This window comes from Mesobacillus campisalis (assembly GCF_000986785.1).
Classification (GTDB): Bacteria; Bacillota; Bacilli; order Bacillales; family Cytobacillaceae; genus Mesobacillus_B; species Mesobacillus_B campisalis.
The window spans coordinates 61,737-75,263 of the sequence record NZ_LAYY01000008.1 but is presented as its reverse complement, the minus strand read 5'-3'; the positions used below and the strand labels follow the sequence as shown (position 1 = coordinate 75,263).

15 protein-coding genes and 3 other annotated features (1 of these 18 cut by a window edge) are annotated in these 13,527 nt (G+C 47.8%); of the genes, 12 read left to right on the top strand and 3 right to left on the bottom strand.

Translation table 11 applies throughout. From position 1 onward, the window contains the following. Window positions 1-197: a binding site (T-box leader), on the top strand; it begins 40 nt to the left of the window's first position. 45 nt (window positions 198-242) lie between these two features. From thrS to WQ57_RS08970, 5 genes are all read left to right on the top strand, one after another. After that, complete coding sequence (thrS, locus tag WQ57_RS08990) at window positions 243-2,174, top strand: threonine--tRNA ligase (protein ID WP_046523421.1); 1,932 nt, start codon at window positions 243-245, stop codon at window positions 2,172-2,174. Window positions 2,175-2,311: 137 nt separating this feature from the next. Beyond that, window positions 2,312-2,444: a sequence feature (ribosomal protein L20 leader region), on the top strand. Between the two features lie 115 nt (window positions 2,445-2,559). Next, window positions 2,560-3,063: a translation initiation factor IF-3 gene (gene infC / locus WQ57_RS08985; RefSeq protein ID WP_046523420.1), complete on the top strand. Its 504-nt coding sequence runs from the start codon at window positions 2,560-2,562 to the stop codon at window positions 3,061-3,063. 17 nt (window positions 3,064-3,080) lie between these two features. Beyond that, the gene (rpmI, locus tag WQ57_RS08980) at window positions 3,081-3,281 is read left to right on the top strand and encodes a 50S ribosomal protein L35 (RefSeq protein ID WP_046523419.1); all 201 of its coding nucleotides are present in this window, start codon (window positions 3,081-3,083) and stop codon (window positions 3,279-3,281) included. 39 nt (window positions 3,282-3,320) lie between these two features. Then, complete coding sequence (rplT, locus tag WQ57_RS08975; RefSeq protein WP_046523418.1) at window positions 3,321-3,680, top strand: 50S ribosomal protein L20; 360 nt, start codon at window positions 3,321-3,323, stop codon at window positions 3,678-3,680. Window positions 3,681-3,739: 59 nt separating this feature from the next. Continuing rightward, on the top strand, window positions 3,740-3,997 hold the full coding sequence (locus tag WQ57_RS08970) for a DUF1294 domain-containing protein (protein ID WP_046523417.1): 258 nt from the start codon (window positions 3,740-3,742) through the stop codon (window positions 3,995-3,997). Between the two features lie 142 nt (window positions 3,998-4,139). Here the strand turns inward: WQ57_RS08970 and WQ57_RS08965 are convergent, their stop codons facing one another. After that, complete coding sequence (locus WQ57_RS08965) at window positions 4,140-4,532, bottom strand: hypothetical protein (RefSeq protein ID WP_046523416.1); 393 nt, start codon at window positions 4,530-4,532, stop codon at window positions 4,140-4,142. A 106-nt stretch (window positions 4,533-4,638) separates the two neighbouring features. On the opposite strand from WQ57_RS08965, the gene WQ57_RS08960 reads away from it, so the two are divergent. Together WQ57_RS08960 and WQ57_RS08955 are read left to right on the top strand one after the other, a co-directional pair. Continuing rightward, window positions 4,639-5,127, top strand: a complete 489-nt coding sequence (locus tag WQ57_RS08960) for a dUTP diphosphatase (RefSeq protein WP_046523415.1) — start codon at window positions 4,639-4,641, stop codon at window positions 5,125-5,127. Window positions 5,128-5,198: 71 nt separating this feature from the next. Beyond that, entirely contained in the window at window positions 5,199-6,278 is a 1,080-nt protein-coding gene (locus tag WQ57_RS08955) for a M42 family metallopeptidase (RefSeq protein WP_046523414.1), read from the top strand. Between the two features lie 370 nt (window positions 6,279-6,648). On the opposite strand, the gene sspI is transcribed toward WQ57_RS08955, so the two are convergent. Then, a complete protein-coding gene (gene sspI, locus WQ57_RS08950; RefSeq protein ID WP_046523413.1) occupies window positions 6,649-6,861 on the bottom strand; it encodes a small acid-soluble spore protein SspI in 213 nt (70 codons plus the stop codon). A gap of 116 nt (window positions 6,862-6,977) precedes the next feature. On the opposite strand from sspI, the gene WQ57_RS08945 reads away from it, so the two are divergent. The 3 genes from WQ57_RS08945 to pheT all read left to right on the top strand — a co-directional run bounded on the left by WQ57_RS08945 (window position 6,978) and on the right by pheT (window position 11,563). Continuing rightward, complete coding sequence (locus tag WQ57_RS08945; RefSeq protein ID WP_046523412.1) at window positions 6,978-7,739, top strand: TrmH family RNA methyltransferase; 762 nt, start codon at window positions 6,978-6,980, stop codon at window positions 7,737-7,739. A gap of 61 nt (window positions 7,740-7,800) precedes the next feature. After that, window positions 7,801-8,042, top strand: a binding site (T-box leader). Between the two features lie 50 nt (window positions 8,043-8,092). Continuing rightward, the gene (gene pheS / locus WQ57_RS08940; RefSeq protein ID WP_046523411.1) at window positions 8,093-9,130 is read left to right on the top strand and encodes a phenylalanine--tRNA ligase subunit alpha; all 1,038 of its coding nucleotides are present in this window, start codon (window positions 8,093-8,095) and stop codon (window positions 9,128-9,130) included. A gap of 18 nt (window positions 9,131-9,148) precedes the next feature. Further along, window positions 9,149-11,563, top strand: coding sequence for a phenylalanine--tRNA ligase subunit beta (pheT, locus tag WQ57_RS08935; RefSeq protein WP_046523410.1), 2,415 nt, complete (start codon window positions 9,149-9,151; stop codon window positions 11,561-11,563). A gap of 45 nt (window positions 11,564-11,608) precedes the next feature. Here pheT and rnhC read toward each other — a convergent pair whose 3' ends face one another. Beyond that, window positions 11,609-12,532 carry a ribonuclease HIII gene (rnhC, locus tag WQ57_RS08930; protein ID WP_046523409.1) on the bottom strand — a complete coding sequence of 308 codons (924 nt, stop codon included), beginning with the start codon at window positions 12,530-12,532 and terminating at the stop codon, window positions 11,609-11,611. A gap of 144 nt (window positions 12,533-12,676) precedes the next feature. Between rnhC and zapA the strand changes: the two genes are divergently transcribed. Both zapA and WQ57_RS08920 read left to right on the top strand, forming a co-directional pair. After that, the gene (gene zapA, locus WQ57_RS08925; RefSeq protein ID WP_046523547.1) at window positions 12,677-12,937 is read left to right on the top strand and encodes a cell division protein ZapA; all 261 of its coding nucleotides are present in this window, start codon (window positions 12,677-12,679) and stop codon (window positions 12,935-12,937) included. 6 nt (window positions 12,938-12,943) lie between these two features. Then, window positions 12,944-13,477 carry a CvpA family protein gene (locus WQ57_RS08920; protein ID WP_046523408.1) on the top strand — a complete coding sequence of 178 codons (534 nt, stop codon included), beginning with the start codon at window positions 12,944-12,946 and terminating at the stop codon, window positions 13,475-13,477. Window positions 13,478-13,527 lie beyond the last annotated feature (50 nt).

Sequence of the window (13,527 nt, the reverse complement as noted above, 5' to 3'; positions counted from 1 at the left end):
TGCAGAGAGGGAAGGCAAGGCTGTAACCTTCCTAACACTAGAGAAAAGCTTACCGCCTCCGAACTTCAGATGCGAACGCATAAGTGCCAGTAGCAGCTGACGGCAGCAAAGCCGTTATCGCAACCAGAGCCGTTTTCGGGGGAAATCCCTGAAACGGGAAATTGGGTGGAACCGCGTGAATCAAACTCGTCCCTTTTTTTTAGGGACGGGTTTTTTTATTTTATTTTAAGGAGGAAAAGCCAATGGCAGACGCAATTAAAATTTCGTTTCCAGACGGAGCAGTAAAGGAGTTTTCGGCTGGCACGACAATTGAAGATATCGCTGCATCCATCAGCCCGGGGCTGAAGAAGAAAGCCATTGCCGGCAAGGTGAACGGTGAGATGTATGACCTCCGCCGTCCGATTGAGGGTGATGCTGCTATCGAAATCGTGACCCAAGGCAGTGAAGAAGCACTTGAGGTGCTCCGCCACAGTACAGCCCACCTGATGGCACAGGCCATCAAGCGACTGTACAAAGATGTGAAGCTTGGTGTCGGACCGGTGATCGAAGGCGGTTTTTATTATGATATTGATATGGAGCAATCATTGTCTCCAGAAGATCTTCCGGCCATCGAGAAGGAAATGGCGAAAATCGTCAATGAAAACCTGGAAATTGTCCGCAAGGAAGTAAGCCGCGATGAGGCTGTCCAGCTTTATAAGGAAATTGGCGATGAGTACAAGCTTGAGTTGATCGAAGCGATTCCGGCGGAAGAGGATGTTACCATCTATGAACAAGGCGAATTTTTCGACCTTTGCCGCGGGGTTCACGTCCCGTCCACAGGCAAAATCAAGGAATTCAAGCTTTTGAGCATTGCCGGTGCCTACTGGCGCGGCAACAGCGACAATAAAATGCTTCAGCGCATCTACGGTACCGCATTCTTCAAGAAAGAGGACCTTGCAGAGCACTTGCGCCTCCTGGAAGAAGCGAAAGAGCGCGACCACCGCAAGCTTGGAAAAGAATTGAAGCTGTTTACCAATAACCAGCTAGTGGGGCAGGGCCTCCCGCTATGGCTTCCAAAAGGCGCAACCATCCGCCGCATTATCGAGCGCTATATTGTTGATAAGGAAGTTAGTCTTGGATATGACCATGTCTATACTCCTGTCATGGGAAGCGTGGATCTTTATAAAACTTCGGGACACTGGGACCACTATCAGGAAGATATGTTCCCTGTCATGGACATGGATAACGAACAGCTGGTCCTCCGTCCGATGAATTGCCCGCACCATATGATGGTCTATAAAAACAGCATTCACAGCTACAGGGAACTGCCAATCAGGATCGCTGAACTAGGAACACAGCACCGCTACGAAATGTCCGGGGCCCTTTCAGGCCTGCAGCGTGTCCGCGGGATGACGCTGAATGATGCCCATATTTTTGTGCGCCCTGACCAGATCAAGGAAGAGTTCAAACGAGTTGTTGAATTGGTTCTGGAAGTATACAAAGACTTCAATTTCAATGATTACTCCTTCCGCTTGTCCTACCGTGACCCTCAGGATACCGAAAAGTATTATGATGACGACCAGATGTGGGACAAAGCACAAGGCATGCTGAAGGAAGCGATGGACGAGCTTGGACTTGACTATTATGAGGCGGAAGGCGAGGCGGCGTTTTACGGTCCAAAGCTGGATGTCCAGGTAAAGACTGCGCTTGGAAAAGACGAAACTCTGTCTACTGTCCAGCTGGATTTCCTTCTTCCGGAGCGTTTTGATTTAACTTATGTCGGGGAAGACGGCAAACAGCATCGCCCGGTTGTCATCCACCGCGGCGTCGTATCGACAATGGAACGTTTTGTGGCCTTCCTGATTGAAGAGTACAAGGGTGCATTCCCGACATGGCTTGCTCCTGTCCAGGCGCAGGTGATCCCGGTCTCCCCGGATGTCCACTTCGACTATGCGAAGGAAGTCCAGGATAAGCTGAAAGCAGCCGGCTTCCGCGTCGAAATCGACAGCCGCAATGAAAAAATCGGCTATAAAATCAGGGAAGCGCAAATGCAGAAGATCCCGTACATGCTGGTGGTCGGCGATAAAGAGGTTGAGGAAAATGCCGTCAATGTCCGCAAATACGGTGAACAGAAGTCGGAAACAATCTCTTTCGAATCGTTCCTTGATGCCTTCCGCAAAGAAGCCAAAAAATAATAAAATCAAAAAAAGTATTGCGTCATTGTTCAGACTTTGCTACAATACAAATCGTTGCAGTAACAACCAGCAGTTCGTTCGTTTGACACAATAGCCGAGACTGTGGTATAGTTACAAAGGTAAAATTGAATACAGTTTGAGGAAAGAAGAAGCACCCGCTTCTCACCTGGCTGACGCAGAGTGGCAGTTGGCAGGTTTTACGTAAACGACTGTTTTATTATGTATGGTTTCGTAAAGTGTGGGTGTTTTCGCCCGCACTTTTTTGTTTGCGTACATGGTCAAGCTGCTGTCGTAAGCGGTGGGAGCCGGACTATGCGAAGGCGATATTCTGACCCAAACAATGTATTCGTATAAAACCTGGAGGTGGCTAACTATTAGCAAAGATATGCTGTTGAACGAGGGCATCCGTGCCCGTGAAGTTCGTCTCATTGACCAAAATGGCGATCAGCTGGGAATTAAAACAAAAAATGAAGCGCTGGAAATCGCTTCTCGTGTAAATCTTGATGTTGTCCTTGTGGCACCGAATGCGAAACCACCTGTAGCCCGGATCATGGACTACGGTAAATTTAAATTCGAGCAGCAAAAGAAAGAGAAAGAAGCACGTAAAAATCAAAAGATCATCACGACCAAAGAAGTGCGCCTTAGCCCGACGATTGATGAGCATGACTTTAATACAAAGCTGCGCAATGCCATCAAATTCCTTGAAAAAGGCGACAAAGTAAAAGCATCGATCCGCTTCAAGGGCCGTGCGATTACACATAAGGAAATTGGCCAGCGTGTGTTGGACCGTTTCTCTGCAGCATGCAAGGAAGTTGCTACAGTCGAGTCCCACCCGAAAATGGATGGACGCAGCATGTTCCTGGTTTTAGCCCCTAAAATCGAAAAGTAACGAGGAGGAAGTCCCTAATGCCAAAAATGAAAACTCACCGTGGCGCTGCAAAGCGTTTCAAGAAAACTGGATCAGGCAAGCTTAAGCGTGCCCGCGCTTACACTAGCCACTTATTCGCAAACAAGTCTACAAAAGCAAAGCGTAAGCTTCGCAAGGGAACTCTTGTATCCAAAGGCGATTTCAAGCGTATCCGTCACCTGTTAGACAACATTAAGTAATCTCGAGGAATCTCGATTCACATATAGGAGGGAAATTACATGCCACGTGTTAAAGGCGGTACAGTTACGCGTCAGCGTCGTAAAAAGGTAATTAAACTAGCAAAAGGTTATTTCGGTTCAAAACACACTTTATATAAAGTAGCTAACCAGCAGGTCATGAAGTCCTTGCAATATGCATTCCGTGACCGTCGCCAGAAGAAGCGTGACTTCCGCAAGCTTTGGATCACTCGTATCAACGCAGCAGCACGCATGAACGGTCTTTCTTACAGCCGTTTGATGCACGGCTTGAAGCTTGCTGGCATCGAAGTGAACCGCAAAATGCTTGCTGAGCTTGCGATTCAAGACGAAAAAGCATTCACTGAATTGGCAAACGCTGCAAAAGCACAATTCAATAAATAAGCAATTTACCAAAAGCCATTCTCTAGCAGAATGGCTTTTTTCAATAAGGGGGCTGGGGAATGGATATTTTAATTCTGCTTTATCTGATCATGAATCTTGTCGGATTACTGATGATGGCCTCTGACAAGCAGCGGGCAAGGAAAGGGAAATACCGGATTAGCGAGCGTCAGCTTTGGATGGTTGCCATATTGGGAGGAGCAGCCGGGATGACAGCCGGAATGCAGATGTTCCGGCATAAAACAAAGCATGTCCAGTTTAAATGGGGGCTGCCTGTGCTGGCAGTGATTCATGTGGCCGCATGGCTGGCCTTGTTGTAGGAGGCTAAAAAGAGGGTAGTTGGAGCCCGGAGCCGGTGAAAAAGGGTGTCAGCGGTCGCCAATGAAAAAACCTGAAGACCCTGGGGTATATTGACACCATATAAAAAAGTGCCCCTTGTGATTTTGGGAGCACTTTACGCGTTTAGATCTCAGGCTTTTTATCCATAAACTCCTTCACCGGGCTTTTCCAGCTAATGCTGGCACCAGGATAGGCTTCGTGGACTTGGTCTTCGATATAGATGAAATCTTCATATGAAAGCCCTTTGAGTGCGGCGGTGCTTTTGGGCCAAATAAAGATAGATACCACCTCGAAGGCGTACTCGGTCGTTCCCAAATACTTTTCTCCTTCGAACAGGACTCCTTTATAGGTAATCAGGAAATTCTTCCTGACATTTTCGGGATCATCATGAAAATAATACCGTTTCTGTTCATGGGCAAGCTCCAGCTTCCGTTTCGGGCTGATCACATATTTAACCGACTTATATATAAGGAATATAATTGAGGCTAAAAGAATCAGGCGCAGAATCCATAGCATAACTGTTCCTCCATTGCTCATTTTCCTTACATACGATTAGGATTTGGAATAGTTTCACCTTTTGATTAAATTCCATTATAATTTTAGAAAAAAGAGGGTGTCACCAATGAATATTGAAAAACTCTATGAAATGCAGGAAGCTCTCGACCGTCATATTGAAGAACAGCATGGCCTGCAAAGCGAAAACCTGATAGACCGCAAAGTGCTCGCTTTGCTGGTCGAGCTTGGGGAACTGGCGAACGAAACGAGATGTTTCAAGTTTTGGAGCTTAAAGCCCGCTTCTGGACATAAAGTAATATTAGAAGAGTTTGTCGATGGCATTCATTTTATTTTATCCCTGGGAATTGAAACAGGATTCAGAGAGAGTGGCTTTGCAGATGTTTCCCTGCCTTCCTGCAAGCTTTCCGACCAGTTCCTCGTGGTTTATAGTGCGATTGATGAATTTCGGAAAAATCGGGACCAGCAGGCGTATTCCCGGCTCTTCCGCGAATATATGGGTGTCGCTCAAATGCTTGGCTTCTCGGAAGACGATGTTGTGAAAGCATATATTGAGAAAAATGAAGTAAATTATGAAAGGCAGAGAAGCGGCTATTAGTATAGTTTTGTACTTGATAGTGTGATTCTGTATAATGAAATCCGTAGTTACATATTGAGGGGGTCGAATGAATGGCAAAGATGGATGAGACGTTGAAGATGCTGAAAGATTTGACGGACGCCAAGGGCATTCCCGGCAATGAGCGGGAAGTGCGCGATGTGATGAGCAAATACATATCTCCATATGCCGATGAGCTGTCAGTCGACGGATTGGGCAGCCTGATTGCCAAAAAGGGCAATCAAGGGCCGAAAGTGATGATAGCAGGCCATCTGGATGAAGTAGGCTTCATGGTCACGAGGATTGATGATAAAGGCTTCCTCCGTTTTCAGACGGTTGGAGGCTGGTGGTCACAGGTCATGCTCGCACAAAGAGTGACGATTGTGACCGCCAAAGGAGATGTGACAGGTGTGATTGGCAGCAAGCCGCCGCATATTCTCCCTCCGGAGGCCCGCAAAAAACCGGTAGACATAAAAGACATGTTCATCGATATCGGTGCTTCAAGCCGGGAAGAAGCGGAAGAATGGGGAGTAAAGCCTGGCGATATGGTGGTTCCTTATTTTGAGTTCACTGTCATGAACAATGAAAAGATGCTTCTGGCCAAGGCATGGGATAACCGGATCGGCTGTGCTATCGCCATCGATGTGTTGAAGAAGCTGAAGGAAGAAAACCATCCAAATACTGTGTATGGAGTTGGGACGATCCAGGAAGAAGTGGGCCTTCGCGGTGCCCGCACATCTGCTCAGGCCATTCAGCCGGATATCGCCTTTGGAGTGGATGTGGGCATTGCCGGGGACACGCCTGGCATTTCCGAGAAAGAATCGACAAGCAAGATGGGAGCCGGCCCGCAGATTATTCTGTATGATGCCAGCATGGTTTCCCATAAAGGTCTTCGTGAATTTGTCACAAATGTAGCCGATGAGCTGAACATCCCTTATCAGTTCGATGCACTGCCAGGCGGGGGGACGGACTCGGGGGCGATCCATACGACCCACAGAGGCGTTCCGTCCCTTTCGATTACCATCGCTACCCGCTATATCCATTCCCATGCAGCCATGCTGCATCGCGATGATTATGAAAATGCCGTAAAGCTGATTGCCGAAGTAATCAAGCGCCTTGACCAGGAAACGGTTGAGAAAATTACGTTTGACTAGGTTACCCTTAGGATCAAACCCAGTGTGGTTTGGTCCTTTTCACTGTCAGGAAGGTTATTGACGTAAAATTAGGGAGTCAGCTTCAGGAAATTTCGTCAATACCGCTTCTTAACGCAAAAACAGGGAGGGAGCCCGGAGAAAAATGCGCCAATACCGCTCCTTAACGCAAAATCAGGGAGGGAGCCCGGGTAAAATTGCGCCAATACTGTCTCTTAACGCAAAATAAGGGTGGCAGCCCGCAACAATTTACGCCAATCCGGCCTCTTAACACAAAACGGGACAGGGAGCCTGCTGGAATTTGCGTTAATAGAGTTTAATGACACCCGGCCCTATAAAAATACTCCCCCGATGCTATCGGGGGAGCCAGCGATTACTTATTTTTAAGCCCATTTTCAAGCATTTCCAGCATTTCCTGCTGATCCTGCGGAGAGGCGCTCTGCCAGATCACTTCGAAAAGAACACCGAGTCCTGGCAGCATTTTTTCTTCTCCGTTTTGAATGGCGTCGACAATTGTATCTTTAAGTTCATCCTGTGAATTTCCGGAAACGTTTTGGATAATCGCATGGCGCAGATTCAAGTTCATGTATGGAAACTCCTTTCAATTCTTAATCTACATATAGGATGAACCGATTTGATTTTATTATGTAAAAAATATGAGTTATAATAAGAAAATTCAATAGAAGAAGGAGTGTCGCCGCTTTGAAGCACATCCAATCAGCAGCGAATCCCCAGGTGAAGCAATGGAAAAAGCTCCTGGCACGGAAAGAAAGGGATAAATCCAAGCTGTTTTTAATAGAAGGTTTTCATCTTGTCGAGGAAGCACTTAAGCATGATGCAGATATTGAAACCATCATCATCTCCGAGAATGCCGAAATGCCGCCAGGCCTCGACTACGGTTCCGTGCCGGTTATTTCGGTGACGGAAGAAATTGCATCCGCTCTGGCAGATACGGAAACCACCCAGGGAATCTTCGCGGTCTGCCGCCAGCCCCAGGATGCCGGCCAACAGGGAGAAACGTATCTTCTGATCGATTCTGTCCAGGATCCTGGCAATCTGGGAACGATGATCCGGACGGCCGATGCTGCAGGAATTGACTCTGTCATCGTCGGAAGCGGCAGTGTCGATATTTATAATCCAAAGGTGCTCCGTGCAGCCCAGGGAAGCCATTTTCATCTGCCTGTCATTAGAGGCAGCCTTGAGGAATGGATCGATAAGCTGGACACACATAACATCCCTGTTTACGGGACAGCTCTGGAAGGGGCAAGCCCTTACTCAGAGTCACCTGCAGGAGGGCCTTTTGCGCTTCTTGTCGGCAATGAAGGCAGCGGGGTAAATCCGGAATTGCTGGCTAAAACAGCGAAGAATCTTTATATACCCATCCATGGGAAAAGCGAATCGCTTAATGTGGCCGTAGCCGCAGGGATTCTGCTTTATTACTTAAAAACGCCCAAAAAGGGTTAATTTTGCGAAATTGATTTGATACGATAAAAAGAATATATTATAATAAACAACATCGTAAATAAAAAAAGCGTTGACGGAGAAGAGTAGCTTGCAGATGACCATCAAGGGAGAAAATGCCGCAGACTGGAAGCATTTTTATGGAACAGGCAAGTGAATTCACCTCCAGAGCTGGCATCGGGACCATTCCTGGGAATGTAAAGATGCACCGGCCTATGCCGTTATCGTAATGAAGTGAACAGACCATACATATTTGTATTGCCTGTTAAAAAGGGTGGTACCGCGAAACCAGACTTCGTCCCTTTACCTGGGATGGAGTCTTTTTATTTTGCCTAAAAACGAAGGAGGATCTACACATGCAGGAACGTTTGAAAGAGCTGCAGGCAGAAGCGCTTGAAAAAGTTGCGCAGGCTGCTGATTTAAAAGAACTGAATGATATCCGTGTTGCTTATCTCGGAAAAAAAGGCCCGATTACCGAAGTGCTTAAAGGCATGGGAAAGCTTTCTGCCGAAGAGCGGCCGAAGATGGGGGCACTTGCCAATGAAGTCCGCGACATGATTTCCGGCGGAATCGAAGAAAAGCAGATTGAACTCGAAGAAGCAGCCGTCCAGGTAAAGCTTGCTGCCGAGAAAATCGATGTAACCTTGCCTGGGCGTCCGGCAAAAGCAGGAAACCATCATCCGCTCACAAGAATTATTGAAGAAATCGAGGATCTGTTCCTCGGCATGGGGTACAGTGTTGCCGAAGGTCCGGAAGTAGAGAAAGACTACTATAACTTTGAAGCATTGAACCTGCCAAAAGGGCATCCGGCGCGGGATATGCAGGATTCCTTCTACATCACGGAAGAAATACTCCTCCGTACCCATACTTCGCCGGTACAGGCAAGAACAATGGAAGAGCGGCAGGGCAAAGGGCCGGTTAAGATCATCTGTCCCGGAAAAGTGTACCGCCGCGACAATGATGATGCGACCCATTCGCACCAGTTCACCCAAATTGAGGGGCTAGTGATTGATGAGAACATCCGTTTAAGCGACTTGAAAGGAACTCTTGATGTGTTCGCGAAAAAAATGTTCGGAGCAGATCGCGAAATTCGTCTGCGCCCAAGCTTCTTCCCGTTCACTGAGCCTTCCGTTGAAATGGATATCTCCTGTAAAATGTGCGGCGGCAAAGGCTGCAGTACTTGTAAGGGAACTGGCTGGATCGAGATTCTGGGAGCCGGCATGGTTCACCCGAATGTATTGGAAATGGCCGGTTACGATTCAAAGAAATACACAGGATTTGCCTTCGGGATGGGACCTGAGCGGATCGCGATGCTAAAGTACGGCGTTGATGATATCCGCCACTTCTACACAAACGACATTCGTTTCGTTAAGCAATTCTCGGTGACTGAATAGGGATTAGGAGGAATAACCATGCTTGTATCATATAATTGGCTTCAGGAATATGTGGATTTAACAGGTGTAAGTGCCCAGGAGCTGGCTGAAAAGATTACCAAGAGCGGAATCGAGGTCGAAGGCGTTGAAACGCTGAATGATGGGATGCGCGGCGTTGTCGTGGGCCATGTGCTGGAGTGCGAGAAGCATCCAAATGCTGAAAAGCTCAATAAAACCCTTGTCGACCTCGGGGACGGAAATCATGTCCAGATTATTTGCGGCGCCCCTAATGTTGGCAAAGGACAAAAGGTTGCTGTTGCGACTGTCGGTGCTGTTCTGCCGGGCAATTTTAAAATCAAGAAAGCAAAGCTTCGCGGCGAAGAGTCCAATGGGATGATTTGCTCGCTTCAGGAGCTTGGCTTTGAAGCAAAGCTTGTTGCCAAGGAGTACTCCGAAGGGATCTTTGTGTTCCCTGAAGATACGGAAATCGGCCAGGATGCCTTGAATGCGCTTGGCAGAGCCGACCAGATTCTTGAGCTTGGCCTGACGCCAAACCGTGCCGACTGCATGAGCATGCTGGGTGTCGCCTATGAAGTGGCAGCGATTTTAGGAAAAGACGTTAAACTTCCGCAGCCAAAAGCGGAAACAACATCCGAAAGCGCAAGCGATTATATCAAGGTGTCTGTGGATGCAAAGGAAGATAATCCTTTATACGTAGCGAAAGTGATTAAAAACGTCAAAATCGGCCCATCTCCGCTATGGATGCAGGCTAGGCTGATGGCCGCAGGAATCCGTCCGCACAATAATGTGGTTGATATCACCAACTATATCCTGCTTGAATACGGACAGCCGCTTCATGCTTTTGACTATGACCGTTTAGGATCAAAAGAGATTCTGGTCCGCCGTGCGAAGCAAGGGGAAGAAATCGTTACTCTTGATGAAACGAAGCGCACTCTGACGGCCGAGCACCTCGTGATCACCAATGGCAGCGAGCCTGTTGCCCTTGCTGGTGTAATGGGCGGAGCCAATTCCGAGGTAAGTGCAGATACGACGACTGTATTGCTTGAATCAGCCTATTTTACTGGCCCGGTCATCCGGAAATCATCCAAGGACCATGGCCTGCGCAGTGAGGCCAGCTCCCGCTACGAAAAAGGCGTAGATCCGGAAAGGGTACGCCCGGCAGCTGAAAGAGCGGCTGAATTGATGGCCAAATATGCTGGGGGAGAAGTGCTGGAGAGCTCTGTTGAAGCAGACAGCCTGACTGTCGGGCCTGCTGTTGTTTCTGTGACTCTTGATAAAATCAACTCCGTCATTGGAGCCGAGCTTGACATGAAGCAAGTCGAAGAGATCTTTGCAAAGCTTCAGTTTGAGACTTCTGTAGACAATGATACGATTACGGTAACCGTTCCGACCAGGCGCGGCGATATTAGTATTGAAGAAGATCTGATTGAGGAAGTGGCACGCCTGTATGGCTATGACAATGTGCCGAAGACGCTGCCGATAGGCGCTTCCACCCCGGGCCAGCTTTCCCCTTATCAGCAAAAGCGCCGGGTGGTCCGCCGCTATCTTGAGGGAGCAGGGCTTTACCAGGCGATTACCTATTCATTGACAAGCAGGGAAAAGGCGACTCAATATGCACTCGAAAAACGGGAGCCTGTACAGTTGGCGATGCCAATGAGCGAAGACCGAAGCCTTCTCCGTTTGAGCATCGTCCCGCAGCTGCTTGAAGCGCTAAAATATAACCTGGCGCGCCAAAATGACAGCCTGGCACTATACGAAACAGGAGCTGTTTTCCTCAAAGCCGAGGAAGGAGACCTGCCGGAGGAACGTGAGCATCTTGCAGGAGCTGTTACCGGACTTTGGGAAAGCCATCCTTGGCAGGGAGAGAAGAAGCCTGTTGATTTCTTTGTTGTAAAAGGCCTTTTGGAAGGTTTGTTTGCAAAACTCGGTCTTGAAAGCAGAATCAGCTTCAAGGGGGCAGAAATTGCAGGCATGCACCCAGGACGGACGGCACAGGTATCCCTGGATGGAGCGGTGATCGGCTTTGTCGGCCAGGTTCATCCTAAGGTCGAGAAAGACCTCGACTTGAAGGAAACGTACGTGTTCGAGCTTAGCCTGAAGGCTTTATTGGAAGCAGAGACCGCTCCGCTGCAATATACTTCCATTCCAAGATTCCCATCCATCACAAGGGATATTGCCCTGGTCGTGGATAAAGAAAAGACAGCCGGTGAGCTTCAGGAAATTATAGTTGAAGCAGGAAGCAAGTTGCTGAAGGAAGTCCATGTATTCGACCTGTATGAAGGCGAGCGCATGGAAGCAGGCAAGAAGTCAATTGCCTTCTCCCTTAAGTACTTTGATCCGGAAAAGACGCTTACAGATGAAGACATTTCAAAGGCACATGAAAAAGTGCTCCAAGCCGTAAAGGAACAGGCAGGAGCAGTGTTGAGAGGATAAATTTAAAAACCGAGCCAAAAGCGGCTCGGTTTTTTATTTGGGGTTTTATTTCCCGGCAATCTTCATCGCTTTTCCCGTATTGGCAAAATGAAGTTTGACAAAGTCGGGCAGGCAGTGTGCTCCTTTGCTTTTAATCAGTCTGGCTGCAGCGACATCAACCTGGGCACCAGCCCCTTTTGGGAGCACAAAGCCGGCCTTTTCGCCCAGTTTTTCAAAATGCTGGACAAATGCGTAGCGGGCAATCATGGAAGCGGCGGCAACAGCTAGGTGGATGCCCTCCGCTTTTGTGCTGAAGTAGACGTTTTCCCTCATGATATTGCGCTGGCCTTTTAGATGTGAGTAGTAGATTTCTTCCTTCGCGAATTGGTCAATCAGGATGGCTTCCGGCTTTTCGGGGGCGATTTTATTCAGGACATGGCCAATCGCCTGGTTGTGGAGCAGAGCCTTCAGCTTGCCCTGCGACATTCCGGACCCTTGCATGTCGTTGTATTTGCGGTTGTGCAAGGTAAGCAGGCTGTAGGGCACCACCTTTACAAGCTGTTTGGCGATCTCGATGATTTTGTCATCTTTAAGATTTTTGGAGTCCTGAACTCCAAGCTCTTTTAAAAGAGGCAGGTCCTCTTTTTTTACATAGGCGGCTACAACGGTGATTGGTCCAAAATAATCACCAGTCCCGACTTCATCGGATCCAATGATGGACATGGAACTGATATTTGCGGGCAGGTGGGAAGCTGTCTGTTGGGCAGATTTCGCCGTCTTGGCGGCAGGCTGCCCCCACCTGGCCGCTTCCAGTTCCCCGTCTTTCCCCTGGAAGAGCACTTTCCCGGATTTATAGGCTGTGATTGAACAGGAAGGTGTTTTGGCGGCAAAAATCCCTCCTGGCGGGACTTTGGGGCTTATGTATTTGCTGTAGTAATCCTTCATTTTCCGGATTTCATCCGTGCTTGTGGTAATCACCGTATTTCCCAATTAAAATGGCACTCCTTTTTGGCAGTTGTCCCCGTCTTGTCTCCAAGCTAAAAACTTGACTTGAAATGACAATCTCTGACTTTCCTGCATTTTTTCTTCATGTTATAGTATAGAATAGGATTCTTAGGAATGGAGGCATGAATGTTGTCGGATACGAAAAAAACGCGCACAACTGTAGACATCTATGGACAGCAGTATACAATAGTCGGAACGGAAAGCACGAGCCATATCCGGCTGATTGCCTCTCTGGTTGACGACAAAATGCGGGAAATCAGCTCGAAGAATCCTGCACTTGATATCAATAAATTAGCCGTACTGACAGCAGTTAACGCTGTGAATGATTATCTTAAGATAAAAGATCGCGCAGAGAAGCTGGAAGCGGAAATTCAAAGATTAAAGGACTGACCCATTATGCTTGATCTGATTGTTTTACTTTTGCTGCTGATTGGTTTCCTGGTCGGACTGAAAAGGGGCTTCATTCTCCAAACCATCCATATGACTGGCTTTATTGTTGCCTTTATCATTGCTTATACTTTTTACAGCCAGCTTGCCCCGAAACTGGTGCTTTGGATTCCTTACCCAAGCTTTGGAAGCGGAAACCTTAAGCTCTTTTTTGACAACCCAAACATAGAGGATGCCTATTACCGAGCCATCGCATTTGTTGCGATTTTTTTTGCGGTCAGAATTGTCCTCCAGATTATCGGCTCCATGTTTGACTTTGTTGCCAGTCTGCCGGTACTGAAGAGCCTGAATATTTGGGCTGGAGGGATTCTTGGTTTTGTGGAAGTGTACCTGATAGTATTTATTCTATTATATATTGCCGCACTTCTGCCAATCCCATTTATCCAGGAACATCTCAACGATTCGTTCCTTGCTTCAGTCATTGTCAGCCACACACCGATTCTATCGGAAATGGTTGACCAGTGGTGGTTCGAATCGAAATAACTTCCTTGTTCTCAGGGAAGTTTTTCTTTTATCCAGGAAAAGGGTGCCGC

Excerpts from the sequence above, each read along its gene's own strand:
- WQ57_RS08960 (WP_046523415.1), top strand. The coding sequence starts at position 4,639 with ATGAATATTGAAAAACTCTATGAAATGCAGGAAGCTCTCGACCGTCAT.
- pheT (WP_046523410.1), top strand. The coding sequence starts at position 9,149 with ATGCTTGTATCATATAATTGGCTTCAGGAATATGTGGATTTAACAGGT.
- WQ57_RS08965 (WP_046523416.1), bottom strand. The coding sequence starts at position 4,532 with ATGCTATGGATTCTGCGCCTGATTCTTTTAGCCTCAATTATATTCCTT.
- thrS (WP_046523421.1), top strand. The coding sequence starts at position 243 with ATGGCAGACGCAATTAAAATTTCGTTTCCAGACGGAGCAGTAAAGGAG.
- rplT (WP_046523418.1), top strand. The coding sequence starts at position 3,321 with ATGCCACGTGTTAAAGGCGGTACAGTTACGCGTCAGCGTCGTAAAAAG.
- pheS (WP_046523411.1), top strand. The coding sequence starts at position 8,093 with ATGCAGGAACGTTTGAAAGAGCTGCAGGCAGAAGCGCTTGAAAAAGTT.
- WQ57_RS08920 (WP_046523408.1), top strand. The coding sequence starts at position 12,944 with ATGCTTGATCTGATTGTTTTACTTTTGCTGCTGATTGGTTTCCTGGTC.
- infC (WP_046523420.1), top strand. The coding sequence starts at position 2,560 with ATGCTGTTGAACGAGGGCATCCGTGCCCGTGAAGTTCGTCTCATTGAC.
- WQ57_RS08955 (WP_046523414.1), top strand. The coding sequence starts at position 5,199 with ATGGCAAAGATGGATGAGACGTTGAAGATGCTGAAAGATTTGACGGAC.
- rpmI (WP_046523419.1), top strand. The coding sequence starts at position 3,081 with ATGCCAAAAATGAAAACTCACCGTGGCGCTGCAAAGCGTTTCAAGAAA.
- sspI (WP_046523413.1), bottom strand. The coding sequence starts at position 6,861 with ATGAACTTGAATCTGCGCCATGCGATTATCCAAAACGTTTCCGGAAAT.
- WQ57_RS08970 (WP_046523417.1), top strand. The coding sequence starts at position 3,740 with ATGGATATTTTAATTCTGCTTTATCTGATCATGAATCTTGTCGGATTA.